Raw genomic sequence first — 26,691 nt, forward strand, 5'->3', positions numbered from 1 at the left:
TTTCCATCTTAGAAATCGGTAGGGATAAAATGCCCCGAGCCGAAACTCGGGGCGAAGTTGGCGTTATTTCACCATTAGGTCTGATGGGATTTCGATGCCCATTTCTTTGTAGTAACGCACCGCACCTGGGTGAAGAGGCACTGGCAAGCCAGCGATCGCTTTCTCAATCGCCATTGCTTTTGTTGCTTTGTGGATGCCTTGTAGGAAAGGCAGGTTCTCGTAGATCGCTTTGGTTAGCTGGTAAACGTCTTCTTCCGAGATATCTTCACGAACTGCCAAGAAGTTAGGCTGTGCAATGGTGGTGATCGGCTTATCTAGACCCGGGTACGTGTTCGCTGGGATCTCGTACTTCGTCCATAGGTTGTAATTGCCGTTCGCCTCTTTGATTTGTTCGTCAGTAAACGAAAGAATCGAAATGTCTTTACCCAACGCAGCAAAAGCTTGAGTGACCGCACCAACAGGTACACCCGCAGGCGTGTTCATGCCGTCAATGGTGCCGTTTTGAAGTGCGCTCGCACTGCCGCCGTAACCCATGTAAGCAAGATTGAATTTATCAGGGTCGACCTTCAGACCTTTCATGATTTGGCGACCAGAGTTCTCAGTACCTGAGTTCTTCTTACCGATAGAGAACTTCTTGCCATCTAGGTTGTTCAGATCAGTCACAGTGCCCGTTTTTGCTAGGTCAGAGCGAACAATAAAGTGCTCAACGTTTTGCCAAAGCATAGAGACTGAGCGCAGTTGTTCTTGGCGACCACTCTTCTCATAAGGACCTTCACCAGACCAAGCCCACGCACCGTAAAGACCTTGTAGAATCGCGAACTGTGCTTCGTTTTCATTCAGCAGTTTAACGTTTTCACCAGAGCCCGCAGAGCTGATTGCAGAAAGGGAGAAGTGGTGCTTTGGTGCCAACTTCACTTTGCTTAACGTCGCCAACGCTACGCCCACAGGGTAGTAAGTACCACCTGTCGATGCCGTTGCAAGAATATAGCTACGATCTTCTGCCGCAGCGTTAGCAGCAATACCAAAAGAAGTCACAGCGACAGCCAAAGCTTTTACCAGCTTATTCATTTTCATTATTACTCTCCGTGTAGTCGTTTCACGATTGGGGATTTACATCATGTTAAACCTTTATTAACAACACATTCCCTAGAGCAATTGAAATGCCAACTTTTAACCCTTTGTATTTATTGAACTAAGAGCTGAAAGACATCAAAAATGAGCAAAATCATGCTGATTTGATAGCAAAGTAATGAGCAAGATCTTGCTCATTGAAGAGGAGAAGGTTGCACGCCTAGATCGCAAAAGGTTAATAAAATGTGATCAAGACAAAATAAATGCACGATTCACTAATAAGCAATATTTTGCCGATGCAATTTTGGATTGAATTGCAACTAATGAGCGTCTTAACAATAAGAAGAAAAAGCGCATCATTCTAAACTGCTCAATTTATCAGCTGAGGTTTATAGCCTAAACGACTACAAATAGCACAAAAATACAGCAAAGAAAGCCATGTTACAAAAATGAAAAGTCATTTATTCTAATTTTTAATTTAAAAAGCAGCTCGATCCACCAGTTCAGAAATAAACATTGACCGTATCAACTTATTTTCTACTTCGGGGTTGTGCCAATGGCCCTATGTTCGTTAGTGTAACAACACGCCAAGGCAAACGTATTCCTTGGTATTTTTTCGTCTTTAAGGATCACCCATGTCAGCAACTGCGCAATTACAATTCGCTTTAAAACGCCCATCTGGCGTTGCTGCTGCGATCCTCCTGCTCTCTCTGAAACTGATTCAGAGCTGACAGGCTATATCTAAACTTTCTGTCAGCTTGAGAAGAAGCTGACGGGAACACCACATACTCCTCCCATTCCTTTCAGTTTCTTCCAAGCGAAACATAAGAGGAATAACAATGTTAAGCGCACGCAATATCGCCGCTTTGGGCTTCATGACTTTCGCCATGTACTTAGGCGCGGGTAACCTGATCTTCCCTCCATTTTTGGGTTACCAAGCAGGTGAAAACTTTCTGAGCGGGATGTCTGGCTTCCTCTTGACGGGTGTAGGTCTGCCTGCGATGGCACTGGTGATGGTGGCTATCGTAAACGGTTCAGACAAATTAACCGCTGCCCTACCTAAACCTTTGGCGACCAGTTTTTGGGTGATGGTGTTTATCGTGATTGGCCCTGCGTTCGTGATCCCACGTGCAATTACCGTGGCTTACCAATTTAGCTTTGCGCCAATGTTTGGTGATGCAGCTTTGGTGCCTTTCACTATTGCCTTCTGTGCTATCACCATTCTATTTGCCCTATATCCGGGTAAATTGGTCGACAACCTAGGCAAGATCTTAACGCCTGCCTTGATGGCAATCTTGATCATCATGTCTGTGACGGCTTTGGTTTCTCCTGCAGGTGAGCTAACTGCCGCAACGGGACCATACCTATCTGGTGCATTTGCTGAAGGCTTAACCCAAGGTTACATGACCATGGATGCATTAGGTTCTATCGGTTTTGGTTGGATTATCTTCCGCGCGATTCGCAGCATGGGTGTGGATTGCCCGAAAGCCACCGCAAAATACACGCTAATCGCAGCTTTGATGTACGCGGTTGCCATGGCGTTTGTTTACATCTCATTGGCTTACATTGGCTCGACAAGCTCATACTTGGGTTCTGAGTTCAGCAATGGTGGCGACATTTTAACGGCATTCACCTTCAGCCACTTCGGCGCGTTTGGTTCACTACTACTAGGTGCCGTGATGGTATTGGCGTGTTTGACTACTGCTATCGGCGTAACCACCGCAGGCAGTGAGTTCTACGACAACACTTTCAGCAAAGTGAACTACAAAGGCTGCGTTATCACGACCATGGTATTGGCTGGTTTGATCGCTAACGTAGGTCTGGAACAACTATTGGCTATCACATTGCCAGCGGTTGTGGCGCTTCACCCAGTCGCGATTGCGTTGATGATCATGGCACCAGTGCGCAACAAGATGTCGCAAATCATGGTGGTAGCAACCGCATTCACTGCTCTAACGTTTGGTTGTGTTGATGCGCTGCACATCCTAGGTTACATGCCAAGTTCCACTGATGAGTGGATGGGTAATTACATGCCTCTGTACAATGACTTTGCTAGCTGGATTGTGCCTAGCGTATTTATGATGATTGTTGGTCTGCTGTTTACGACGAAAACCAACCAAACCGAACAATTCGAGCTGGTGAATGAATAGCCGTTTAACATAAGACATCGCTCAATAAGTGCGTTACTATGTAGCTCGCTTATTGATATCAGGCAAAGGAGTTGCCTGAATGAAAGATTGATATGGGTCGCCTATGGATAATCAGTATCTAGACATCAGAACACTGAACTTTATCGTTATTCTGTTCTCTTGCATTTACTCTATTAGTCTGCTTTGTTATCAATACACTCAGGGTAGAGTCAAAGGCTTAAAAACCTTCTCGATATCACTACTGTTTATTGGTTTAGGCCCTTTTTTACTTGGCTTTAGAGGCTCTGCGCCAGACTGGCTGACCATCGTCATAGCCAACACTCTCATATTAGTCGGCTTCTTGCTTACGCTATATAGCGTAAGCATTTTTCGTCAATACCCTTTAAAATTGGCTCACTGTCTTACCTTGTTAACACCTGTTTTCAGTGGTTCATTTTACTATTTCACCTTCCATGACCCTTCTATCAAAAGCCGCATTATTTATCTGAGCATGTATATTTGTATCGTCACCTTCTTTAGTGGTGTCGCCATGCTTAAAGGTACCCAAAAGGACTTAAAGCTCCCTGTTAAAGCAATGGCTTACTCTTTCTTTGGATTTAGTTTTTTTATGGGATTTAGGGCGCTTTGGAGTACTTTTTCAGGTGAGTTACCAAGCTTTATGGTCGCAGGCCTTATCCATCAGCTGACGTTCTTATTTAGCATCTGCCTGATCGTTGCTTTGAGCTTTAGTATGCTGTGGTTAATTAACGGACGCTTGGTGCAATCCATTAATGATCTCTCTCATTTAGATGCACTCACAGGGCTATATAATCGTCGAGCCATGGAAGAAATCGTTCCAAACTTGGTTAGTAAAGCACATAAAAAAAGCCAAGCAATCAGCATTATTATGACTGATGTCGACAAGTTCAAAGCGATTAATGATCACTATGGTCACACGGTTGGCGACTCCGTCATGGCAACGATCTCCACTATTTTTAAAAAGCATCTTCCTGAGTCCGCCTGCATTGTGCGATTTGGTGGTGACGAGTTCATGATTGTTTTGCTCGAAAAAGCACAGCAAGCCAAAATTGTCGCAGAGCAAATTCGCCTTGCGGTCGAAACTGAAACCGCTTTGCAATCATTTAAAACTGAAGTGACCATGAGCTTTGGTATCAGTCAGTTATCTGAGGGGCAATCACTTCAAGAGGCGCTTGCTGAAGCAGACGAAGCGCTATATAGCTCTAAACATACTGGAAGGAACCTCGTTACCTTGTTTGGAGAAGGTAAAGACCTAAATTATAAGTTTGTCCCAGCTCCAGCCAAAAGCGCATAACGTGTTTGTTATGCCAGTAATTTCGAATTAGCTAGAAATCGCACTAAGTATAGTCGGAGCGATTCAAACCAAACTTCTGCATCTTTTGGTTAAGGGTTCGACGTGGTAAATCCAACTCCTGCATCACCTCATTGATGCGTCCATGATGCCTGACTAAAGAATCATGTAGCACCTTACGTTCAAAGTTATGTAGCTGAATCGCCAGCGGCACGCCCGCATGCGTCTCTTCGGTTGTTGAGGATGGTCGACTGGAGAGAATTTCCATCACGGAGACGGTTTCATCCAATGCAAAACGCATCGCTACATTCCTAAGCTCACGTACGTTACCGGGCCAAGAGTAAGCAAGAATGGCCTTTCTATCGGCTTCACTCAGCAGACGACTCTCAGGATTACTTTTCAGAGCAAAGTGTTCGAACAAGATCAACGCATCTTCTTCTCGCTCACGTAGCGGTGGCAAATAGATCTGCGCCACATTAAGACGATAGTACAAATCCTGACGAAACTCGTCATGATCATTGAGATCTTCTTTCGCGGCGGCGATCACTCTCAAATCAACTGAGATCTGTTGGTTGCCCCCAACGCGCTCTACCGTATGTTCCTGTAATGAACGCAACACTTTCACCTGCATGGACAGCGGCATACTCTCGATTTCATCAAAGAATAAAGTGCCTTTATCCGCGTATTCCAACTTACCAATGCGCTTTTTACCCGCTCCGGTAAATGCCCCTGCTTCATGCCCAAACAGCTCACTTTCAAACAGGTTCTCAGGAATAGCGCCACAGTTGATTGGCACAAAATGATGGGTTCTACGTTGGCTTTCATTGTGCAAACTGGTCGCTACCAGCTCTTTACCACAACCGGTTTCGCCGTAAATGATCACGTTAGTATCAATGCGCGCTAACTTGGCTACTTGTTCTCTAAGCTGTTGCATCACTCGGCTTCGCCCAATCAACACCTCTTCTAAGCCGCTAACACTAGATAGGTACTCTTGGCGATCTTGAGTAGACGTTTGTGCGCGATAGCTTTCTACCGCTTCGGTCACTCGTTGGGATAAGCGCTCCGGTTGGAAAGGTTTCTCGATAAAATCGAACGCACCGTTTTGTAATGCGCCTACCGCCATATCAACATCACCATGTCCGGTGATCAAGATAATCGGCGTTGGAATGTGATTGGCAATCAGGCTTTCTAATATCGACAAACCATCGGTGTCTGGCAGGCGAACATCACTGACAATCGCATCAAATTCTTGGCTAAGAATGGCCGCTTTGCCCTCTTCGCCTAAACTGAATGCGGTCACATCGAACCCCGCCAGTTGCAGCCATTGGCTGGTAGCCTGACGAACAATGTCATCGTCTTCGATAAGTGCAATTTTAGGGATGTCGTCAAAAGCCATGAGTTACTGCCTGCTTTATGGGGTGGGAAAGAAATCGATCTTTATTAACGGTAGCAAAAACCACTGAGGAGAAAAGGAGCTAGATCTCACTTCTTGCTTACAAGTCTTTAACATCCAACCAGTTAGGCGCACTCTTTAATGACTGTTGGTGAGAACGCACTAGCTGAATGGAGTCGGTATGCAGCGCAAAAGGAATGGCAAAACATGGCTTGTGGTCGCAATTGCGGCAGTGCTGATGTTGTCTTGTTATAGCGCCAGCAGAGAGGTTGCTCGTCAATGGTTGAGCGTACAAACTCAAACCGAAGCTCAACAAAAACTGCTCGACTATATCGGTGAAGTTCGCCGTGCACTCAAACGCTTCTATCACTTGCCTTACCTTGTCACCAATAACCCGGAAACCATCGCGTTTGTGAAAGGAAACCGGACTTATTACGAACCGTTGCAAACCCAACTGACTCAACTCGACAAAGCCGCCAATACGGAAGGTTGGCTAATCCTGTCTAACTCTGGCGAAGTATTGGTCTCGAGTTTAATCGAAGAGCGCTTTAGCCTGTCTGACCGAAAAGCCATTGTGGAACAAATTCACAATCAAGGCGGCGGGGTTTCCTTGGTGAACAAAACCAAAGGTTCGAGCCCGCTATATTATCTTGCAGCCCCTATCTACGACGGTCTGGATATCGCAGGCATTGTGGTGGTGCAAATCAACCTCAGTCTGTTGACCGAACAGACTATCACTAGCCAAGACATCATTACGTTGCAAAATCGCCAGCAACGCTTTTTCCTATCGAGCAGCTCGCTCTATAACGCTGACTGGTTTAACGAACCGAGCAACACCGTTCAGTTAGAAACGCAGCGCTTATACGACAACACCAATATCAGTGTGTGGACGCTCAACCAGCAACGCTATTTTGCGCACACCGTAAAATTGGATGATTTGAATTGGTACGTAAGCTACCTCACCCCTTCTAAGCCGATTCAGCAAACCATCAACGTGATTGGTTGGAGCGTAGCAGCGCTGCTCTTATTGGTTGTATTACTCGTCATCATTGGCTTACAACGCCGCCAAAAGCACATCAACCAACAAAGAATTCAAGCTCTGTTGGAAGAGTCCCAACGCCGCTTGAAACAGATGATCAATAAGACCCACGTTGGTTTGCTATTGATTGATGAACAAGGGCAACTGTTCGATCTCAACCCAATGGCGAAGCGTTTATTCTGTTTACCAGAAAGCGTCAATCGACATGCTTTTGCTTGGGAGTTATTCGATGCAGGCAATCCTAATTCCACCACACTTAAGTTGCTCAAGGACTTACCTAAACATAAAGAGCTCGCAGAGATCAGCACGGTCGAAACCATTGCCAGACGCAGTGACGGAAGCGTCTTCCCTGTCCTGTTCTCGCTAACCAGTTTCCCTTGGCATGGCGAGCAGTATTTCCTTGCGACGATCATAGACATCAGTAAGCGGAAAAAAGCCGAGCAATCGCTGCAACAGGTCAACCAAGAACTGGCGCAACGGGTAGAAGAGCGAACTCAAGCGCTAAAAGAAGCGCAAAGCCAGTTGATTGAATCGAGCAAAATGGCCGCCTTGGGTCGCATGTCGAGCGCGATTACTCATGAGCTCAATCAGCCACTGACGGGCTTGCGTACCCTGCTCACAACAAACGAACTGCTAGCAGAACGTGGCGAAACCGAGATGATGAAAGCCAACAATGTATTGGTCCAGAAGCTGATTGATCGCATGGCAAGCATGACTAGCCAGTTAAAGACGTTCGCCTATAACAAACCAGAAAGCCTACAAGCAATTTCTCTTACCTCCGCACTCGAAGATACCTTACGCGTTTATCAATCCCAATTAGACAAGGTGGATGTGCGTGTGCGCGTTCCTCATGATTTACCTAATATCATGGGTGAAGAACAACGACTGCTTCAGGTGCTCGGTAATCTTGTCTCGAATGCGCTAGACGCAATGAACAACACCACCAACCCGCAGCTCAACTTGATCGTCAATCCAACCGTTAATCAGGTCGAACTGATCGTCAGTGATAATGGCTGCGGCGTGTCGAATGAGATGCTTGAATCCATGTTCGAACCCTTCCAAACCTCAAAGAAAATTGGTGAAGGATTGGGGCTGGGTTTAGCGATTACGGCCAACAATATGCGTGATATGAACGGACAAATTACCGTGCATAAGAATGAACAAAATGGGCTGACTTTCGCTCTATTGTTCAAATCAGCCTAGGTTGATATTGATTACAAAATCATCATTAGAACTAAGCATCCCCGCTGTTTGAGAAAAATACGATCTCGATACAAGTATCGAGGTGTCTCCTCCACTATTCTCAAGCAATAAATCCACAAACATTTCCTAAATATAAAGAGTGAGAAGCATGATTAAGTTTCCTGAACATTTTCTTTGGGGTGGTGCCATTGCTGCAAACCAAGTAGAAGGGGCGTACAACCTTGGGGGTAAAGGGTTATCGACATCAGACATGCTGCCAAACGGTATTTTGAGTCCGCATCAAACCCGTGAAGAGCGTACACCGGGTATCAAAGACGTGGCGATCGACTTCTACAATCTCTACCCAGAAGACATCGCGCTGTTCAAAGAGATGGGCTTTAACTGTCTGCGTCTCTCTTTGGCATGGAGCCGCATCTTCCCGAACGGGGACGAACTAGAACCTAACGAAGAAGGTTTAGCGTTCTACGATAAAATTTTTGACGAACTTGCCGAGCACAACATCCAACCTTTCGTGACCTTATCTCACTACGAAATGCCTTACGCACTGGTTGAAAACTATGGCGGTTGGGGCGATCGTCGCGTCATCGAATTCTTCGAACGTTATGCTCGCACCGTGCTGGAACGCTACAAAGACAAAGTGAAGCTGTGGTTAACCTTCAACGAAATCAACATGTCTCTACACGCACCATTTACTGGTGTTGGTTTGCAAGAAGACGCCAATGAACAAGAGATTTACCAAGCGATTCATCACCAGCTAGTCGCAAACGCAAAAGCGGTAAAACTTTGTCAGCAAATCGTACCAAACGGCAAGATTGGTAACATGCTGCTTGGCGCAATCAACTACCCATACACCTGTAATCCTGATGACGTGCTGGCAGCAATGCATGAAAACAACAAGTGGTTGTTCTTCGGTGATGTACAAACACGTGGTCAGTACCCTGGCTACATGAAGCGTTACTTCCGTGAAAATGGCATTGAAATTCAGATGGAAGCAGGCGACTTAGAAGAGATCGCATCGGCAAGTGTCGATTTCATCTCATTCAGCTACTACGCAAGTGGCTGTGCAAGTGCAGACCCGAAACAGAAAGAAGTAGGTAACATCGTCGATAGCGTACCAAACCCATATCTTGAGAAGAGCCAATGGGGCTGGCTGATCGATCCAAAAGGCCTTCGCGTTCTGCTGAACTTCCTTCACGATCGCTACCAAAAACCACTGTTTGTCGTAGAAAACGGCTTAGGTGCACGTGATGAAATCGATGAAAACGGTGAGATTCAAGATGATTACCGCATCGCTTACTTGAACGACCATCTTGTTCAAGCACACGAAGCGATTCTGGATGGCGTTGAGCTGATGGGCTTTACCAGCTGGGGGCCAATCGATTTGGTCGCAAACTCAACCGCTGAGATGAGCAAACGTTACGGCTTTATCTATGTCGATCGTCATGATGATGGGCAAGGAACGCTAGAACGTAAACGCAAGAAAAGCTTTTTCTGGTATCAAGACGTGATTCGTACTTCAGGCGGTTCATTGAAAAGCTAAGCCTGTTGTCTAGGTATAAAGTGCAACTAGGCATTCGCCTAAACCATCAAGCCCTGCAATTGCAGGGCTTGAATTTTAAGGTGTTTAAACTGCAATCTCTCCACCGTCTTCACGGCGAATAACCACTGTCGCCGCTCGTGGGCGCACAGAAACACCAGCAGGCGTTTCTTCGGCTGCATCTTCACTGTATGGCCAGTTACCTGGGTGCTGAATATTCACAAACAATGATTTGTAATCAGGGCTGATGGTAAAGCCTGTTACTTCACAACCATTTGGTCCGACAAAGAAGCGTTTCAATTCAGCTTGATTATCCGCACCAATCACAGCTTGATCACCATTCTCATCTGTTAGCTTAGATGGCACAACAGCCAACATTTGATCATTGGTGTAAGACGTAACTTCATCTGCGCCGTTATCAGTCTGAATCCACAAAATACCACGGCCATCAAACGCTAATCCGTCTGGGCTCGCAAACTGGTTTAACTCATTCAAGCCAGAACGGTTGGTATCTGCATCACCATTTGCTGGAGAACCAAACACAAAGATATCCCAAGTAAAGTCAGTTGCTGCAGCACCTTCATCCCAACGGATAACATGACCAAACTTATTATTCAAACGTGGATTCGCAGGATTGGTTTCATCTGTACGGCGCGTATTGTTCGTCAATGTTAAATATACTGAACCCGTGAATGGATCAACCGTACACCACTCTGGTCGATCCATTGGTGTTGCCCCAACTAAATCCGCCGCACCCGCAGTATTGATGATAATTTCAGCCAGTGAATCAAAGTGATCCGCTAACGTACCACCAGCGGTTGTTACGCTATCAAGCGTTAATGGTAACCAAGTACCTGTGCTGTCTTCATTGAAGCGCGCCACATACAGTGTGCCTTCGTCCATGTACTTGTCACCCATCGCCAAGCGATTATCAGGGTTAGCATCTGCTGGATCCCACGCTGCCGCAGATTCAAATTTGTATAGGTATTCAAAGCGAGAATCGTGGCCAGAATAAAATACCACTGGTTTGCCTTCTTCAAGCTTACCGAAAGTACAGCCCTCGTGACGGAAACGACCTAGCGCAGTACGTTTCTTCGCACGTGAGTTTTGCGTGTAAGGGTCAATCTCGACAATGTAACCGTGACCATTGGCTTCATTACGGTAATCATCCATCGCACTTGCTCCTGTTGGAGCCACATTAAAGCGAGAGAACTCATCAAGACGCTCTTCTGCATTTCCTGCTAATGTCTCCCACAAGTAGCGTGTACTTTGATCATCGACACCAATGCGATCTTGCTCTTCTGTACGAGTCCCGGCATTAACAAAGTAACCTGGCCAGTTCTCTTCACACGTTAAGTACGTGCCCCACGGCGTGTAGCCGTTGCCACAGTTGTTTAACGTACCACGCGCTTGGCTGCCATCTGGCGAGAAACGAGTGACAGTTAAAGATGTGTGGGCCACCGGGCCAGACAAATCCATGACTGTCGCACCAGTATAACGACGGTTTAGTGGATCGGTATCAACCAACTTCCACATGTTGTCTTCCAGTTGAATGCGAACCACTGATACACCGTGCGCGTTAATCTCTTTGCGCACTTCATCTACAATGGTACGTACGCCATTTTCAACCGTCGGACCGTTTGGATGCAGTGCTGATGTGTCGATGTACTCGTGGTTAATACATAACAAGCCATCTGTAGTGCTATCGTTCAATGGGAAAAAATGCATGCCGTCATGGTGCATGCCTAGCGCATTTAACTGATCGGTACTGGTGTTGGTACCATCATTTTGCCATGCGCTGCCTTGTGCATTAAGTGGTGTTCCCCAAGGTACTAGTACTTGTGCGGTGTAACCTTGTGGAATTGAAACTGCGTCAGTGAGTGAGCCAGGGATAGATTCAAAGTTAAGAACGGCTTTAGATGCGCCCGAACCACTGCTTACTGTACTCCCTGAGTCAGACGAGTTACAACCAGCCAATCCGAAAGCACCAAACGCTGTCATCGCACTGATACCTAAACCACCTTTCAGAATGCTGCGTCGAGATAGGCTCGCTTCTAATACATCTTCAAATGGTTTGTTTTCACTTTGGTTATAACGCGTCGCGTCAAAGGTTTCCTTGCTCATTTTTACTTTCCCGATCTTATAGTTTAATTAATAAATAAGTGATTAGTTGAACGGCAAGAAGTTTGGATAAGAAAAATGACAAAAGTGCTTAAAACATATGAAACTTGTGTTTCAACAATACTGCAAACCAAACCAACACAGCTAACGAAGCAATTAAATCATGGTCACATAATAACCAACTGTATCGCTTCATTCTGATTTTACTTGGGCTAAAGTGTGATAGAAGGTATAAGGTGTACGAAATCAAATCATCTACGAGAGATAATCATGAAATTAGACAAGATCGATAACAAGAGCCGTCGTATCCGTAAAAAGCTGTTCTTAGGTGAGTTCGCAATCCTAGGTTTCGAGATCAGCTGTGAAACAGACATTAACGACTTCGACCGTTACGATGCATTCGTTGATGACTTTATCGACTACATTGACGAGCTTGGTCTTTGCTTCGGTGGCGGTGGTCTAGAACTGTTTGAAGGCTTCCTATGTTCTACTGACCGTTACGGCAGTGCGACTGAAGAACAGAAAGCGCAAGTTATCAAATGGTTAGAAGCACGCCCAGAAGTGAAAAGCGCGCAAGCGGGCGAACTAGTTGACGCCAACTACCTGTAACTAAAGGGCAACCTGTAATACGCAGAGCTCAGTAAATGGTAGAGAAAGCTGGTCTTAAGACTGGCTTTTTTAATTTTGGAAGAATGCGATATTAAAAATAGGGTGCTTGGGAAGTTGCGCGGAGTGATTTTGGCGTTTTTGAGCTGGCAATCAACGGGAAACTGCGTTCCACAGCCAGCTCGTGCCTTTAGGTATAATTAACTATGATTTTTTAGCTGGGGCGTCTTTCGTGTCTTTCCAGTATTGAATACGCACACGATGTAGCTGAGCTCTTCTAGTCTTTTTCATAGTAAAGTCCCTCATCTTATATAAGTAACGCTCCTCATGGAGCTTATTGTCTAAGGTCGTATCCCCTTCAATCTATAAGGGAATCAATCATTTAACCGTGACCAATTTCACAACATAATGATAATTACCGATTTCTTGCAGCCTGTTTTTACTGGCAAACGGCATATTATCTATCTGACACAGTTAACTTACTCACCAGATATGACAGAAAAATGGCAATCAAGTTCCCTACTTATACTGTCATTGAATCTTAATAAGGATTAACAAGGTGGGCATTTCAGATTTACCATACTGTTTATAAAAACCGCAAGATTTTTTATTTCTTTTCAAACAAATCTCTACTCAAGATCAATTCACTTTCATCTTTATCGTCTCCCTTTTAACGCATTGTGATCAAGTTCAATCCACAGAACTCGGAACAAAAAGCGCTCATTAATACATTCACCACCAAACTTGTGCGAGATCTCTTACAAGAGTTGTAAGCAAATAGATTAACCACGTCTAAGAGCAATGCCAGAAAAAACATTAAACATATGATTTAAAAGTAATATTTAAATTCACTTAAAATAATAAGTAAAAATAATTTAGAAAAGTTAATTGAGTCAAATCAGCAAAACATCAATACTCAATTTGTCGACAGGATGTTGGCGGGAACAGGAAAAAAGCCTAAAGGATTGGGTATCTTCAGGATGAAGATTTGATAGCTTAGGATGAGTTGTCAGCAAGGATGTAGTTAAGCTCTAGGATAGAGTTCGCCCGTCAGGATGATAGGCAAGAATGGACACCGCTAGGAAGGCGATGAACAAGGAACTCGGTTAAAGGACTTAGCCACAATCAAGGATAGATGCAGGGAGCACCTATTAGTAGCTGGATTGCTGCGAAAAAGAATAAGCCCCGTCTGGGAAACCAGGCGGGGTTTTATTTTGTCTGTAATGTATTGATAAAGATTCATCTTTATCGTTTAAGTCTTCTCTGTTTTCATAAAACACCGTGCTATCATTTTCTTTACGTCTCCCAACAAAGCTCTCAGAAAATCACACACTATGCTTAATCCTGTTTGGTTACATACATTTAAGACATTGATTGAAGTCGGTCATTTTACGCAAACGGCAGAAAAACTTTTTATGACTCAGCCTGGCGTCAGCCAACACATCAAAAAATTAGAGCAAAGTTGTCAGCATGCCTTGATCAAGCGCGAAAACAAAAGCTTCGAATTAACCGAGCAAGGCAGGATTGTCTACGCATATGCGCTCGAGTTAGAAGATAGAGAGAAGAAGCTGCTCGAAGAGCTCAGTTTTGATGATGCGTTTTCAGGCCACTGTAAACTGGCTTGTTCTGGTGCAATGGCGTTAATGTTGTATGGGCCCATTTTGGAGAAGCAAAAACAGCACCCGAGCTTATCGTTACATTTAGAAGCCGCGCCAAATCAATCTATTCTCAACGCCATAACGCAAGGGCACATCGATATTGGTATCGTGACTGATGTTCCCAACAAAGGTCTGTTTCACAGTGAGCGAATTGGTAAAGAGAGGTTGTGCTTGGTTCTGCCAAAGCATTATCAAAATAAGCAGATAACGCCACAACTCTTGCATGACTGTGGTGTCATTAGCCACCCTGATGCCGAGCATTACATGACGCTGTTTTTTGACCAGTGTGAAGAACCACAGCTCCAAGAAATTAAGATGAGCGATTTACCATTATCCGGCTACGTAAATCAATTGAGCCAAATTTTGCTACCTGTCAGCAAAGGACTTGGCTTCACCGTGCTGCCTCAAAGTGCGGTCGACAATTTTCCACTAAAAGACACGTTATACATTGCTCAACTGAAAAACACTGTATGTGAAGAGCTATTTCTGGTTCGTAAGCGCAGTCGTGCTCTACCTCTGCGCTATCAGACCATCAAAGAAGTGTTATTGGATGTGGTCGGTGGTGCGCATCAATGATGTTAGCCACTCTTCGCTGGTAATGCGTTCCTCTTGGCAATCCACCCAATATGGTTTGCCAGATAACCAACTTTTCGACGCAACTTCTTTTATAAACACATCCACGGAATCAACGTCATCTTTGGCGTAATCCCATTTATTGCGCATGTGTTCTGCCGCTTCTTGATTAGTGTACGCCTTGCCGTTGCGGATAAAGGTGCAAGAGGATTGCTCAACTCGTTTTATCAACGTCGAGATATCTTGCTCTACCCCTGCTAGTGCAAAGGTAGGCAGAATGCTTAATGTAAGTAACAACGTCCACTTTGCTTTCATCGCACCTTTATCCTTATCCCTGACCACGTAACTACTAATAGTAACTACTGATAAGTGACTTAACTATTCTGGTGTTTGGCTGTTTAGCTCAGCAATTATTGCCACCATGCCTTAGCAGGCTGAGGCTCCGCAATCGCCAAGCGTTGACCAATCTCAGGGCTCACTAACGTTACACCGCGCTCTTCACTAATGTCTAACGCGCGTTGCATCGGTTCATTCCAATCGTGCATCGACAGATCAAACGTGCTGTTGTGAATCGGCATCATCACTTTACCCTGCACATCAATGTGTGCTTGAACACTTTGCTCAGGGAACATGTGAATGTCTGACCAAAGTTCATTGTATGCACCTGTTTCAATCATGGTGAAGTCAAACGGACCGTACTTTTCGCCAATCTCTTTAAAGCCATTGAAGTAACCAGAGTCACCACTGAAGAACACTTTGTGTTGTTGTGCATTAATAACCCAACTGCCCCACAGTGTCGTATCGCGGTCTGTCAAACCTCGACCAGAGAAATGCTGAGTCGGAGTCAATGTATATTCAATACCGTCGACAGAATGTGACTCCCACCAATCTAGCTCGATCACTTTCTCCTTCGGCACACCCCAATTCACCAGTAATTGGCCAACTTTTAACGGTACCAAGAAAGTGCCCACCTTGTCGCCTAGCACTTTAATAGAAGCTTTATCTAGGTGATCGTAATGGTCATGACTGATCACCACCACATCGATAGTTGGCAAATCTTCTATCGTGATGGGGGTTTGGTGAAAGCGTTTTGGCCCTGCCCATTGTACAGGAGACGCGCGATCACTGAATACAGGGTCGGTCATCACCAGTTTTCCATCGAGCTTCATTAATACGCTTGAGTGACCCAGACGATAGATGACGTCATCTTGCTCTTCTAACAGTTGCCGCGCTGTGATCGCATGCACTGGAATTTCAATCGTTGGTGTTGGGTTAAGGCGCTCAGTCGTAAAATACGCTTTCATGATTTCGAACATGTCGCCCAAACCGCTTTTGTATTCCAACTCTGTATTTGCAAATTTGTCCGGGTATGTTGGCGCTTTTTCAGTATCAACATTAGAACAAGAAATCATTGATGTACCCATCGCGAACGCTCCTACTGTGGCTAGCAAAGTTTTTTTCATAAAAAGTTAACCCGAACAAAAGTAAACTACACGGTGCAGTTTACATTCTAATTATCAAAAGTAAACTACTTAGTGTAAAATAGATCAAGAAATGATCGTCTTAACTTAGCAAGCTTATGAATGTAAAAAGAAAAAGTCGTAGCGAAACCAAAAGAGAAGCCATCTTGTGCGCGGCAAGGCAAGCGTTCCAAGAGTTTGGGGTGCAAAACACCAGCATGGATAAGCTCTCTGCAATCGCACAAGTCTCTAAGCGCACGGTCTATAATCACTTCCCTTCTAAGGAAGCGATCGTGACGGAGTTGCTGACTGAGCTTTGGCGTTCGTCAATGATGGAAAGCGATATTAAACGCTTGGCCACTCTGCCACTCAAAGATCAATTGATTGAATTACTCTACAGCGAGATCATTGTGGTGACGGAACCAAACTATATTGAGCTGGCAAAAGTGGCATTTGGGCACTTCTTATTTAAGCCAGAAGATCTCAAAGAACAAGCAGAACAAATGTCGAAACAGGAAACCGCCCTGTACCGCTGGCTTACGGAGAAATCGAACAGTGGCGCTTTGCAAATTGATGATGTACATATAGCAAGCACTCAATTGCACAACTTACTTAAAGGCAGTGCATTCTGGCCGCAGTTAATGGGAATTCGCCCCTCTTTGTCGAATGAAGAATCTAGGCTGTTAGCTACCCAAACGGCGGAACTTTTTTTAAGTCACTATCAAAACAGCTAAAAACAGCGGTCAAATTGGCCGCTTTTTTAAGCGATAATTCGTGACAAAGCGATGAAATTTTTGCTCAATTTTATTTATCTCACCCTTGACAGTCTCATACCGCAAGGCGTGAGCGTTCGATAAAATATTTTTGTCGTGTCGACGATGCTTTTTCGTTTTCATCTCACAAAAAAACGCCCTAAGGTGCGCACCTCTGACGACGTGGTTGTTCAACCACAATTCTAAATCGTTGAAGTAAGTAGGTTATGTCATAACATGATCACCTGCCTACTGCATTCTATGCTCTATACTTATATTTTAATTTGGTACTGACTTACTAAGGAATTGCCATGCGTATTGCTATTCTCTCTCGTAATGAGAATTTATATTCAACCATGCGCCTAAAACAGGCGGGTGAAGAACGTGGGCATCAAATCGATGTGATCGACACGCTTCACTGTTATATGGACATTACGAGCAACAACCCTAAGATCCGCTACAAGGGTGAAGAATTACCGCAATACGATGCTGTTATTCCACGTATTGGGGCATCTATTACGTTTTACGGCACTGCTGTTGTACGTCAGTTTGAAATGATGGGTACATTTTGTGTCAACGAATCTGTCGCGATCAGCCGCTCTCGTGACAAGTTGCGCTCATTGCAACTGCTATCACGTAAAGGCATCGGTTTGCCACGCACTGGCTTTGCTCACCATCCTGACAACATTCAGGACGTGATCAAAAACGTTGGTGGCGCACCTCTAGTAATTAAATTGCTAGAAGGCACTCAAGGCATTGGTGTTGTACTTGCTGAAACAAATAAAGCGGCAGAAAGCGTGATTGAAGCTTTCATGGGTTTGAAAGCTAACATCATGGTGCAAGAATTTATCGAAGAAGCAAAAGGCGCGGACATCCGTTGTTTTGTTGTCGGAAATAAGGTGATTGCCGCAATGAAGCGCCAAGCAAAAGAAGGCGAGTTCCGTTCTAACCTTCACCGTGGTGGCTCTGCACAACTCGTGCGTTTGAGCAAAGAAGAGCGTGCGACCGCTGTAAATGCAGCGAAAGTGATGGGCTTGAACCTTTGTGGTGTGGATATCCTTCAATCTAAAAATGGCCCAGTGGTAATGGAAGTGAACTCTTCCCCTGGTCTAGAAGGCATCGAACTAGCAACGGGTAAAAACATTGCAGGTATGATCTTCGATTTTATCGAGAAAAACGCTAAGCCAAATTCAAACCGTACTCGCGGTAAAGGTTGATTTTTGTTTAACGCACAAGAGAGCCAAAAACCGGCTCTCTTGTTACTCGTCGCTAGGATGACACTATGAATCAGAAAATGATCATTGGGAATGCCGAAGCTATTTGCTTGCCAGAGTTAGGGATTACTCACCTTGAAGCGCGTATTGATACAGGCGCTCAAACCTCTTCATTACATGTAGACAATATTGATTGCTTTGAAAAAGATGGTCAGTCTTATGTTGCATTCGATTTGCACCCAGATGTATACCATTTAGAACAAGTGGTTCGCTGCACAGCGAAACTAAAAGCAAACCGTAAGGTTAAATCTTCTAACGGTACTTTTGAGCACCGCTGCGTGATCACAACGATGCTGCGTATGGGCGACCAACAATGGCCAATCGACATTACGTTGACTAACCGTGAAAAAATGACTTACATGATGTTGTTAGGTCGTCAGGGTATGGCAGACAAAGTGCTGGTTGATCCTAGCCAATCTCACTTATTGGCATCTTAACCCCGTAGCTTCAGATGAGTGATCGAACGTTTTTGTTGAGCATCACTCGTCTGGCTTTATCTTAGCCTACTTCCTACGAAATAACGCAAACAACAATCCCTTCGCTTTAACTTTTGTCACTCGCCAGTGCGTCATTGGCTTAGTCGGCGCTGTATTCAAAATGTGCTGATACGCTTTTTCATCCAAAGTCACCTCTCCCCCATGTGCCAAAAGCAAACATTGCGGATTCATCTCAAACACACGCTTTAATGATTGCCGATATTGATTCGGATGAAATATGGGAAACGGCGCAATCAGATGCTGTTTCACCTGCACCATTAAATCCGCCACATACAGTACATCTTGTTCAGAATGATAAACCGACAGATCTCGGTCGGTATGCCCTAGTGTTTCTAGCACCTGCCAATCATCAAATCCAGGAATAAACTCTCCATCAATAAGTTCAATATCTGGCTTTAGCTTGCGGGAATACCACAGGTTTTGCTTTGGTTTACGCATCCGATTCGCCATCCAGCGTGCTAACATCAAATCGGTCAAATGCATTAGCCAACCGTCTACACCGCTATACCACTGGTTCTCTCGCTTTGCGGCCAATAGCTTGCATCCTGTTAAGTCACGTAGTTTGTGCGCACCACCAGCATGGTCTGGATGCATGTGGGTCACAACAACCAACTTTAGATCAGAAAAAGGACGATGGAGTTGATGTTCAATAAAGTCTTTAAGATGAGGAATGTCTGCTCGACTGGCACCATCAAGCAACAATAATCTATCGGGATATTCGGCGAGATACATGGTCTGAATGTACCCCTGAATTCTGTGCAGCTGCAAAATATGTCCTTATTTTAGTGAGATGCTTCATGACCGAATCCTTACTGGTCAGACCAACTATAACAGCAGAATGGACGCTTCGGTAAACAAATATTCACACGTAGCGACGACAACAAATCATAATCGAGATGATAGATTTTAATCATTAGACTCAAGGGCCCTTTTATCCGTTAATGCGCGCACACGGAGTTCGTGTCAGGGTATGAGGTAAATACCTCATGATTTGCTTTTTTGTACTTTTCCTTCTAATTAATTAAGGAGTTAAGTACATTTTTGTGAGAATCGAGTTGGAAAAAGCAACTAAATTAGACCGCATCCGCGCGGACTACAACGTTCACTACTGGAGCCAAGGTTTCTACGGCATTGATGACCAAGGCGAAGTATATGTATCACCACGTAGTGATCGTGCACATCAAATCCCTTTCAGCGCTATTGTAAATGAGCTAGAAGCGAAGCAGTTAAATCTGCCTGTATTAGTACGCTTCCCGCAAATCGTGCACCAACGTGTGCATGGTATTTGCCACGCATTCAACCAAGCAATTGAAGAATACCAATATCCAAACAAATACTTGTTGGTGTACCCAATTAAAGTAAACCAACAACGTGAAGTGGTGGATGAAATTCTAGCGAGCCAAGCTCAACTAGAAACCAAGCAGCTTGGTCTTGAAGCGGGTAGCAAGCCAGAATTGTTGGCGGTACTTGCATTGGCTCAGCAAGGTAGCTCCGTGATCGTGTGTAATGGCTACAAAGACCGTGAGTATGTGCGTCTTGCACTGATCGGTGAAAAGCTGGGTCACAAGGTATTCATCGTACTAGAGAAGCTTTCTGAGCTGGATCTGGTACTAGAAGAAGCGAAAAGTTTGGGCGTAAAACCGCGCCTTGGTTTACGCATTCGCCTCGCCTCTCAAGGCGCAGGAAAATGGCAAGCAAGTGGCGGTGAAAAATCGAAGTTTGGTTTATCAGCATCGCAAGTGCTTAGCGTTATTGAACGTCTTAAACGCGAAGGCAACCTAGACGCGATGCAACTGGTTCACTTCCACCTTGGTTCACAGATGGCAAACATCCGTGATGTACGCAATGGTGTGAACGAGTCTGCACGTTTCTACTGCGAACTACGCGCACTCGGTGCAAACATCGAGTACTTCGATGTGGGCGGCGGCTTGGCAGTGGATTATGACGGCACACGCAGCCAATCATCGAATTCGATGAACTACGGCCTTGCAGAATACGCACGTAATATCGTGAACACAGTGGGCGATGTGTGTCTGCAATACGAACAACCAATGCCAGTGATCATTTCGGAATCGGGTCGCTCGCTAACAGCGCACCACGCTGTATTGATTTCTAACGTAATTGGTACCGAGTCGTACCTACCGGAAGAAGTACATGAGCTTGATGAGGACGCTCCGCTTTTGCTACAAAACATGTGGCGAAACTGGGAAAACTTACAAGATGGTACAGACGCTCGTGCGTTAATTGAGATTTATAATGATACCCAAAGTGATTTGGCAGAAGTGCACTCTCAATTTGCTACAGGTGTGCTTAACTTGGAACAACGTGCGTGGGCAGAACAATTGTCACTTCGCATTTACTTCGAATTAAGCCGAAAGATGAGCACTAAGAATCGCTTCCACCGTCCGATTCTGGACGAGTTGAGCGAACGTCTTGCGGATAAGTTCTTCGTGAACTTCTCTCTCTTCCAATCTCTACCAGATGCTTGGGGTATTGATCAGGTGTTCCCTGTTCTGCCACTTTCTGGTCTGGGCGAGGCGGAAGAGCGTCGTGCAGTGATGTTGGACATCACATGTGACTCTGATGGCGCGATCGATCACTACGTTGATGGTCAAGGCATCGAGAGCACGCTACCTGTACCAGCTTGGAGCAAAGACAAACCGTACTTAATGGGCTTTTTCCTAGTAGGCGCATACCAAGAAATCCTTGGTGACATGCACAACCTATTTGGTGATACCCACAGTGCTGTAGTCAATGTTGATGAACACGGTCAATTTGAGATCAGTTACATCAACGAAGGTGATAGTGTAGAAGACATGATGCGCTACGTTCATATCGACGTGGATGCGATTCGTGACAATTATAAACAATTGGTTTCACAGCGAGTTGAAGCCAATGAACAAGCACAAATCCTAGCAGAACTAGAACAAGGTCTAGCAGGATACACCTATTTAGAGGACTTCTGATATGAATGATTTGTTTACTAAAACTGATTATTCGCTTTACTCCAACTCTATGTCGTTTTTACGTCTGCCGTACATTCGTAACCCGGTATCGGCAGACGCAGACGTTGTGGTGTTGGGAGTCCCTCTGGACATGGCAACATCTGGGCGTCCAGGTGCGCGTATGGGTCCAGATGCAATTCGCCGTGCCTCAGTCAACTTGGCATGGGAAGGTAAGAAGTTCCCGTGGAGCTTCAACGTATTGGATAAACTGAAAGTGATCGACGCAGGTGATCTCGTGTTCGATTGCGGTGATGCGGAAGATTTTACTTACCGCCTTGAAGCGGCAACCAGTGAAATTCTAAAAAGTGGTAAAACCATGTTGGGATTGGGCGGTGACCACTTCATCACGCTACCTATCCTACGTGCCTATGCGAAGCATCATGGCCAAATGGCTTTGATTCACTTTGATGCTCATACGGACACCTATGCAAATGGCAGTTCATACGACCACGGTACGATGTTCTACCATGCGCCGAAAGAAGGTTTGATCTCAGCGAAGAACTCAATACAAATCGGCATTCGTACGGAGTACAAACAGCAAGATCACGGCTTCAATGTGATTAATGCGATGCAAGCGAATGACATGTCGGTGAACGAGATCCTAGAAGAAATTCGTCGCACCGTCGCAGACAAGCCAGTATATGTCACTTTTGACATCGACTGCTTAGACCCGGCCTTCGCACCGGGAACTGGTACACCAGTTTGTGGTGGCTTGAACTCAGACAAAGCGCTGAAAATTATTCGTGGTTTAGCCGGCATGAATATCGTGGGTATGGATGTTGTCGAAGTATCGCCTCCATACGACCACAGTGATGTTACCGCACTAGCGGGAGCAACCATCGCACTAGAAATGCTTTACGCATACGCATCTGAGCGCGAATAGACATAATCATTTCTAAGGGAGCTTCGGCTCCCTTTTCTTTCTGATGCCTTCCTCTACCTTTTATTCACTCGTTTCATCTTGAACTCAGATCAACCGAGCAGACGCTTTATTTTTGCACTTTAACCATTAAAACCAGTTACCTATAAGGCTCATTCTATTCACGAAAAGTAAAATATTTAACGTAATTAGACAAAGAAATGCACCGCTTTTTGAAAACAAAATCGGATTAGTTTTTCTAACTGAAATCATAGATTTTTATCTTGCTCAACTTCACACTTTTCGATTGCTAATTATACAAGCAAGCACTATTATCTCGCGCAAATACCCCCGCAACACAAGAATTCAGTTGGCACTCTGTAAAAGAGCGCTAAGGGTTTTTACGTCTTAAATTTTTTGGAGAGATACGCAAATGTCTGCTTCGTTTCCATTAGCGAAACTTACCTTTTTAATCGCTATATTGACTGCCGTGGGTCAAATGACCCAGACAATGTACGTGCCTTCAATCGGTCATATGGCGGGCGAGTTTTTGGTATCTGCGTCATCACTTCAAGCTGTGATGGCTTGTTACCTAATCCCATATGGCTTGTCGCAATTTGCGTATGGCACACTATCGGACCGCTTGGGACGCAAACCGATCATCATCGTCGGGCTGCTTATCTACATCGCGGGTACACTGGTAGCATTATTTGCACATCAATTTGAATGGTTCTTGATTGGTAGCTTTATCCAAGGCTTAGGTATTGGCTGCGGCGGTGCGATGTCACGCACTCTGACTCGCGATTGCTTTGAAGGCTCTGATCTACACAGAGCAAACAGCTTAATTAGCATGTGTGTGATTTTCTCACCTTTAATGGCACCAGTATTAGGCGGTTACCTAACAGAAGCTTTCGGATGGCGGTCAAGCTACTTGTTCTTAGCGCTATTTGCTATCGCGGTTGTGATCACCATGATGACAAGCATGATGGAGACACTACCAAAAGAGAAACGCAAATTCGAACCAGTAGCCAAAAGCTACAAACACGTTTTGTCTGACCGTCGCTTTCAAGGCTTTTTGATTTGCCTGGTTGCAACATTCGCTGGTGTGGGTGTATTCGAAGCGGCGGCTGGGGTGTTGTTAGGTGGGGTATTAGAATTACCGGCAACAACGGTAAGTTTGCTGTTTATATTGCCGATCCCAGGTTACTTGGTGGGTGCTGGCTTATCTAGCTACATCGCAAGACGTCGCTCTGAGCGTCGTGCTTTAAACGTAGGCTTGGTCTCTATTTTTGTGGGCTCTGCTATTGTGCTCATCCCAGGCTTGTTTGGTTTAACCACGGCATTAACGCTTGTTGGAGGCGCAACCGTGTACTTTTTGGGTGCGGGTATTCTCTTCCCAGCAGCAACAACTGGAGCGATTGCGCCATTCCCATACCATGCAGGAACAGCAGGCGCGACATTGGGTGGTATGCAAAACTTGGGGGCAGGTGTCGCAACTTTGCTCGCGTCACTATTTCCAGCGCATAACCAGATGCCTTTGGGCATTTTGATGATGGCAATGTCGGTAATTGCAATGCTTGGGTTAATGTGGGTGAATCGAGCACACAATCACTCAAACGAAGTACCGCAAGTTATCTGATCATTATCAGCTTACTTTCAAAATCCAAAAGGGACACTCTCAACAAGTGTGTCCCTTTTTTCATATCACACTATATCGATTTCCCGATGAGAATGATTTAACTTTCGAATTGATATTTGTTAAAAATAACAGCTACTTACACAATGTGTTTTCAGCTTCCTTCAAATTGAGTAGCCAACTCGAAAATATTGAGGATTCTCACTTTTTCGGCATACCCCATAACAAAGAATGGACAACTGAAAAACACTAACAAAATGAAAGCCCAGCCCTCAGGATGAGGCCACTTGGGTGTACAATAAGGATAAAATCAGATGCGTTTCACTTTAACTACGTTGGCCGTCTCGGTCGCGCTTGTCGCCGGATGCAGCAATCAAGGAATCCCCAGCATGACTCAATACTCCCAAACACAGATCGTTGCTCAACAAACTCAAGCTCCGGTTGCGAAAAAAGTCCCTCACTCGATGACTATTCATGGCGATACCCGCGTTGATAACTACTACTGGATGCGTGACGACGAACGTAAAGACCCTGAAATTTTACAGCACCTAGAGAAAGAAAATCAGTACGCAGAAACCGTTCTAAAGCACACTGAAACACTTCAAGATACGCTATTTGAAGAAATTAAAGGGCGCATCGCAAAAGACGACAACTCAGTACCGGTTCGTAAAGGCAACTACTTCTACTCCAGTGAAGTGACCGGAGATAACGAGTACGAAGTCCATTTGCGAGCTAAAGACTTTGCAGGCAAAGACAAACAAATCATTTTAGATGTCAATGAACTAGCAAAAGAACATGAATTTTTCAGTATCGGCGGCCTATACGTTAGTCCGAATGAAAACTTATTGGCGTATGGCGAAGACACATTAAGCCGCCGCGTGTACACCCTTAAGATCAAAGACCTGACAACAGGCAATTACCTACAAGATGAAATCGAAGGGGCCTCAAGCGCTGTCGCATGGCAGAACGATAACAACGCCTTTTACTACATCAAAAAAGATCCACAGACCTTATTGGGCTACCAAGTTTATCGTCATGTATTGGGCACACCACAAAGCAGCGATGAGCTGATTTTTGAGGAAACCGACAGCGCCTATTACACCTCACTAAGCAAAAGCAAAGATGGCGAAGATATTTATATCTGGCATTCGAGTACAGAAACCAGTGGGGTCTCTATCATTGATGCGAACAACCCTAAAGCAAAGGCGAAACCGTTCTATCCTCGTGAAGATGGCATTGAATACAGTATTTCTAAGCTAGGCGATTGGTACTACATTTATACTAACTATCAAGCCGTCAACTTCCGTTTGATGAAAGTTCATCAAAATGACATGCATGACCGCTCTAAATGGCAAGATGTGATTGCCGCAGACGACAACACTCAACTTGTCGACTTCGAGTTATTCAATGATCACATCGTCTATGAGCAGCGCTCTAACGGCCTAGCAAGCGTCACTGTACGTCAGCTTTCAACAGGAAAAGAACTCCCCCTCACATTTAATGACGATGCGTTTGCTGCCTATTTGACAGGTAACCTAGAGCTGGATAACGAGAAAGTTCGTATTTATTACAGCAGTTTAACCACTCCAGGAACCTACTACGATTTCGATCTAAAAACGGGCGGGTCAGAAATCATGAAGCAAACACCTGTACTTGGTGATTTTAATCCTGACAATTACCAATCAGAACGCATCATGGTCACAGCCCGTGACGGTAAAGAAGTACCCGTTTCTTTGGTGTATCGTAAAGACTTATTTAAGAAAGATGGTACAAATCCACTCTACCAATATGGTTATGGATCTTATGGCGCAACCATTGAGCCAACTTTCCGCTCGACACGTTTGAGTCTATTGGATCGCGGCTTTGTTTACGCCATTGCTCATATTCGTGGATCTGAAATGCTTGGCCGCCCTTGGTATGAAGACGGTAAAAAACTAACCAAGCAAAACACATTCAACGACTTTATTGATGTGACTAAAGGTTTGGTTGAACAAGGCTACGGCGCGAAAGATAAAGTCTTCGCTGTTGGTGGCTCTGCAGGAGGTCTCTTAATGGGGGCTATCATCAACCAAGCACCAGAACTGTACCGCGGTATCGGTGCACATGTTCCGTTTGTGGACGTGGTAACCACTATGCTCGATGAATCAATTCCATTGACCACCAATGAGTATGATGAATGGGGTAACCCAAATAACAAAACATACTATGACTATATGTTGAGTTACTCGCCTTACGACAACATCAAGGCGCAAAACTACCCGAACATGTTGGTAACGACTGGCTTGCACGACTCTCAAGTACAGTACTTTGAACCAATGAAGTGGGTCGCCAAACTTCGTGAAATGAAGACAGACGATAACGTCTTGTTGTTCAAAACCGATATGGAAGCCGGACACGGCGGCGCATCTGGTCGATTTAAGCGCTTAAAAGAAGATGCGCTAGAGTATGCCTTCTTCCTCGATTTACTCGATAAAAAATAAGCGTATTAATAGAACTGTATCTCTAACAACAAAAAATGCCCGCAAGTTGCGGGCATTTTTATAGACGC

Annotated in this window: 19 protein-coding genes; 13 read left to right on the forward strand and 6 right to left on the reverse strand. The window is 44.9% G+C overall.

What is annotated here, in order from left to right:
• Positions 1 to 63 precede the first annotated feature (63 nt).
• Positions 64 to 1,074, reverse strand: coding sequence for a TAXI family TRAP transporter solute-binding subunit (locus tag R7E47_RS06310; protein WP_053307129.1), 1,011 nt, complete (start codon positions 1,072 to 1,074; stop codon positions 64 to 66).
• 836 nt (positions 1,075 to 1,910) lie between these two features.
• Here R7E47_RS06310 and brnQ point away from each other — a divergent pair.
• Positions 1,911 to 3,221 carry a branched-chain amino acid transport system II carrier protein gene (gene brnQ / locus R7E47_RS06315; RefSeq protein ID WP_005374201.1) on the forward strand — a complete coding sequence of 437 codons (1,311 nt, stop codon included), beginning with the start codon at positions 1,911 to 1,913 and terminating at the stop codon, positions 3,219 to 3,221.
• A gap of 103 nt (positions 3,222 to 3,324) precedes the next feature.
• Entirely contained in the window at positions 3,325 to 4,533 is a 1,209-nt protein-coding gene (locus R7E47_RS06320; protein ID WP_005374203.1) for a GGDEF domain-containing protein, read from the forward strand.
• 43 nt (positions 4,534 to 4,576) lie between these two features.
• On the opposite strand, the gene R7E47_RS06325 is transcribed toward R7E47_RS06320, so the two are convergent.
• Entirely contained in the window at positions 4,577 to 5,926 is a 1,350-nt protein-coding gene (locus tag R7E47_RS06325; protein ID WP_318083979.1) for a sigma-54 dependent transcriptional regulator, read from the reverse strand.
• 178 nt (positions 5,927 to 6,104) lie between these two features.
• On the opposite strand from R7E47_RS06325, the gene R7E47_RS06330 reads away from it, so the two are divergent.
• Together R7E47_RS06330 and R7E47_RS06335 are read left to right on the forward strand one after the other, a co-directional pair.
• Complete coding sequence (locus R7E47_RS06330; RefSeq protein ID WP_318083980.1) at positions 6,105 to 8,165, forward strand: sensor histidine kinase; 2,061 nt, start codon at positions 6,105 to 6,107, stop codon at positions 8,163 to 8,165.
• Between the two features lie 148 nt (positions 8,166 to 8,313).
• A complete protein-coding gene (locus R7E47_RS06335; RefSeq protein WP_258487812.1) occupies positions 8,314 to 9,705 on the forward strand; it encodes a glycoside hydrolase family 1 protein in 1,392 nt (463 codons plus the stop codon).
• Positions 9,706 to 9,789: 84 nt separating this feature from the next.
• On the opposite strand, the gene R7E47_RS06340 is transcribed toward R7E47_RS06335, so the two are convergent.
• Positions 9,790 to 11,826: a PhoX family protein gene (locus R7E47_RS06340; protein WP_213870212.1), complete on the reverse strand. Its 2,037-nt coding sequence runs from the start codon at positions 11,824 to 11,826 to the stop codon at positions 9,790 to 9,792.
• 267 nt (positions 11,827 to 12,093) lie between these two features.
• On the opposite strand from R7E47_RS06340, the gene R7E47_RS06345 reads away from it, so the two are divergent.
• A complete protein-coding gene (locus tag R7E47_RS06345) occupies positions 12,094 to 12,432 on the forward strand; it encodes a YggL family protein (RefSeq protein ID WP_005374208.1) in 339 nt (112 codons plus the stop codon).
• 1,331 nt (positions 12,433 to 13,763) lie between these two features.
• Positions 13,764 to 14,663, forward strand: a complete 900-nt coding sequence (locus R7E47_RS06350) for a LysR family transcriptional regulator (RefSeq protein WP_054574492.1) — start codon at positions 13,764 to 13,766, stop codon at positions 14,661 to 14,663.
• Here the strand turns inward: R7E47_RS06350 and R7E47_RS06355 are convergent.
• Both R7E47_RS06355 and R7E47_RS06360 read right to left on the reverse strand, forming a co-directional pair.
• Positions 14,631 to 14,975, reverse strand: coding sequence for a DUF5329 family protein (locus R7E47_RS06355; protein WP_017635527.1), 345 nt, complete (start codon positions 14,973 to 14,975; stop codon positions 14,631 to 14,633). The two genes, R7E47_RS06350 and R7E47_RS06355, sit on opposite strands and share 33 nt — an antisense overlap.
• 95 nt (positions 14,976 to 15,070) lie before the next feature.
• Entirely contained in the window at positions 15,071 to 16,084 is a 1,014-nt protein-coding gene (locus R7E47_RS06360; RefSeq protein WP_031780877.1) for an MBL fold metallo-hydrolase, read from the reverse strand.
• 155 nt (positions 16,085 to 16,239) lie between these two features.
• Here R7E47_RS06360 and R7E47_RS06365 point away from each other — a divergent pair, with 155 nt between their 5' ends.
• The 3 genes from R7E47_RS06365 to R7E47_RS06375 all read left to right on the forward strand — a co-directional run bounded on the left by R7E47_RS06365 (position 16,240) and on the right by R7E47_RS06375 (position 18,583).
• Positions 16,240 to 16,854, forward strand: a complete 615-nt coding sequence (locus R7E47_RS06365) for a TetR/AcrR family transcriptional regulator (RefSeq protein ID WP_025768062.1) — start codon at positions 16,240 to 16,242, stop codon at positions 16,852 to 16,854.
• A gap of 329 nt (positions 16,855 to 17,183) precedes the next feature.
• The gene (rimK, locus tag R7E47_RS06370; protein WP_005374224.1) at positions 17,184 to 18,089 is read left to right on the forward strand and encodes a 30S ribosomal protein S6--L-glutamate ligase; all 906 of its coding nucleotides are present in this window, start codon (positions 17,184 to 17,186) and stop codon (positions 18,087 to 18,089) included.
• Between the two features lie 65 nt (positions 18,090 to 18,154).
• A complete protein-coding gene (locus R7E47_RS06375; protein WP_005384193.1) occupies positions 18,155 to 18,583 on the forward strand; it encodes an ATP-dependent zinc protease in 429 nt (142 codons plus the stop codon).
• A 66-nt stretch (positions 18,584 to 18,649) separates the two neighbouring features.
• On the opposite strand, the gene R7E47_RS06380 is transcribed toward R7E47_RS06375, so the two are convergent.
• On the reverse strand, positions 18,650 to 19,375 hold the full coding sequence (locus tag R7E47_RS06380; RefSeq protein WP_054574596.1) for an MBL fold metallo-hydrolase: 726 nt from the start codon (positions 19,373 to 19,375) through the stop codon (positions 18,650 to 18,652).
• Positions 19,376 to 19,698: 323 nt separating this feature from the next.
• Here R7E47_RS06380 and speA point away from each other — a divergent pair, with 323 nt between their 5' ends.
• The 4 genes from speA (at position 19,699) to R7E47_RS06400 (ending at position 26,623) form a co-directional block, all read left to right on the forward strand.
• On the forward strand, positions 19,699 to 21,609 hold the full coding sequence (gene speA / locus R7E47_RS06385; RefSeq protein ID WP_031778854.1) for an arginine decarboxylase: 1,911 nt from the start codon (positions 19,699 to 19,701) through the stop codon (positions 21,607 to 21,609).
• A gap of 1 nt (position 21,610) precedes the next feature.
• Positions 21,611 to 22,531, forward strand: coding sequence for an agmatinase (speB, locus tag R7E47_RS06390; RefSeq protein WP_005374233.1), 921 nt, complete (start codon positions 21,611 to 21,613; stop codon positions 22,529 to 22,531).
• A 409-nt stretch (positions 22,532 to 22,940) separates the two neighbouring features.
• Positions 22,941 to 24,146 carry a multidrug efflux MFS transporter EmrD gene (gene emrD, locus R7E47_RS06395; protein ID WP_005374234.1) on the forward strand — a complete coding sequence of 402 codons (1,206 nt, stop codon included), beginning with the start codon at positions 22,941 to 22,943 and terminating at the stop codon, positions 24,144 to 24,146.
• A 311-nt stretch (positions 24,147 to 24,457) separates the two neighbouring features.
• The gene (locus R7E47_RS06400; protein WP_318083981.1) at positions 24,458 to 26,623 is read left to right on the forward strand and encodes a S9 family peptidase; all 2,166 of its coding nucleotides are present in this window, start codon (positions 24,458 to 24,460) and stop codon (positions 26,621 to 26,623) included.
• The last annotated feature ends 68 nt before the right edge of the window (positions 26,624 to 26,691 follow it).

Source organism: Vibrio sp. Vb1026, assembly GCF_033338745.1.
Classification (GTDB): domain Bacteria; phylum Pseudomonadota; class Gammaproteobacteria; order Enterobacterales; family Vibrionaceae; genus Vibrio; species Vibrio alginolyticus.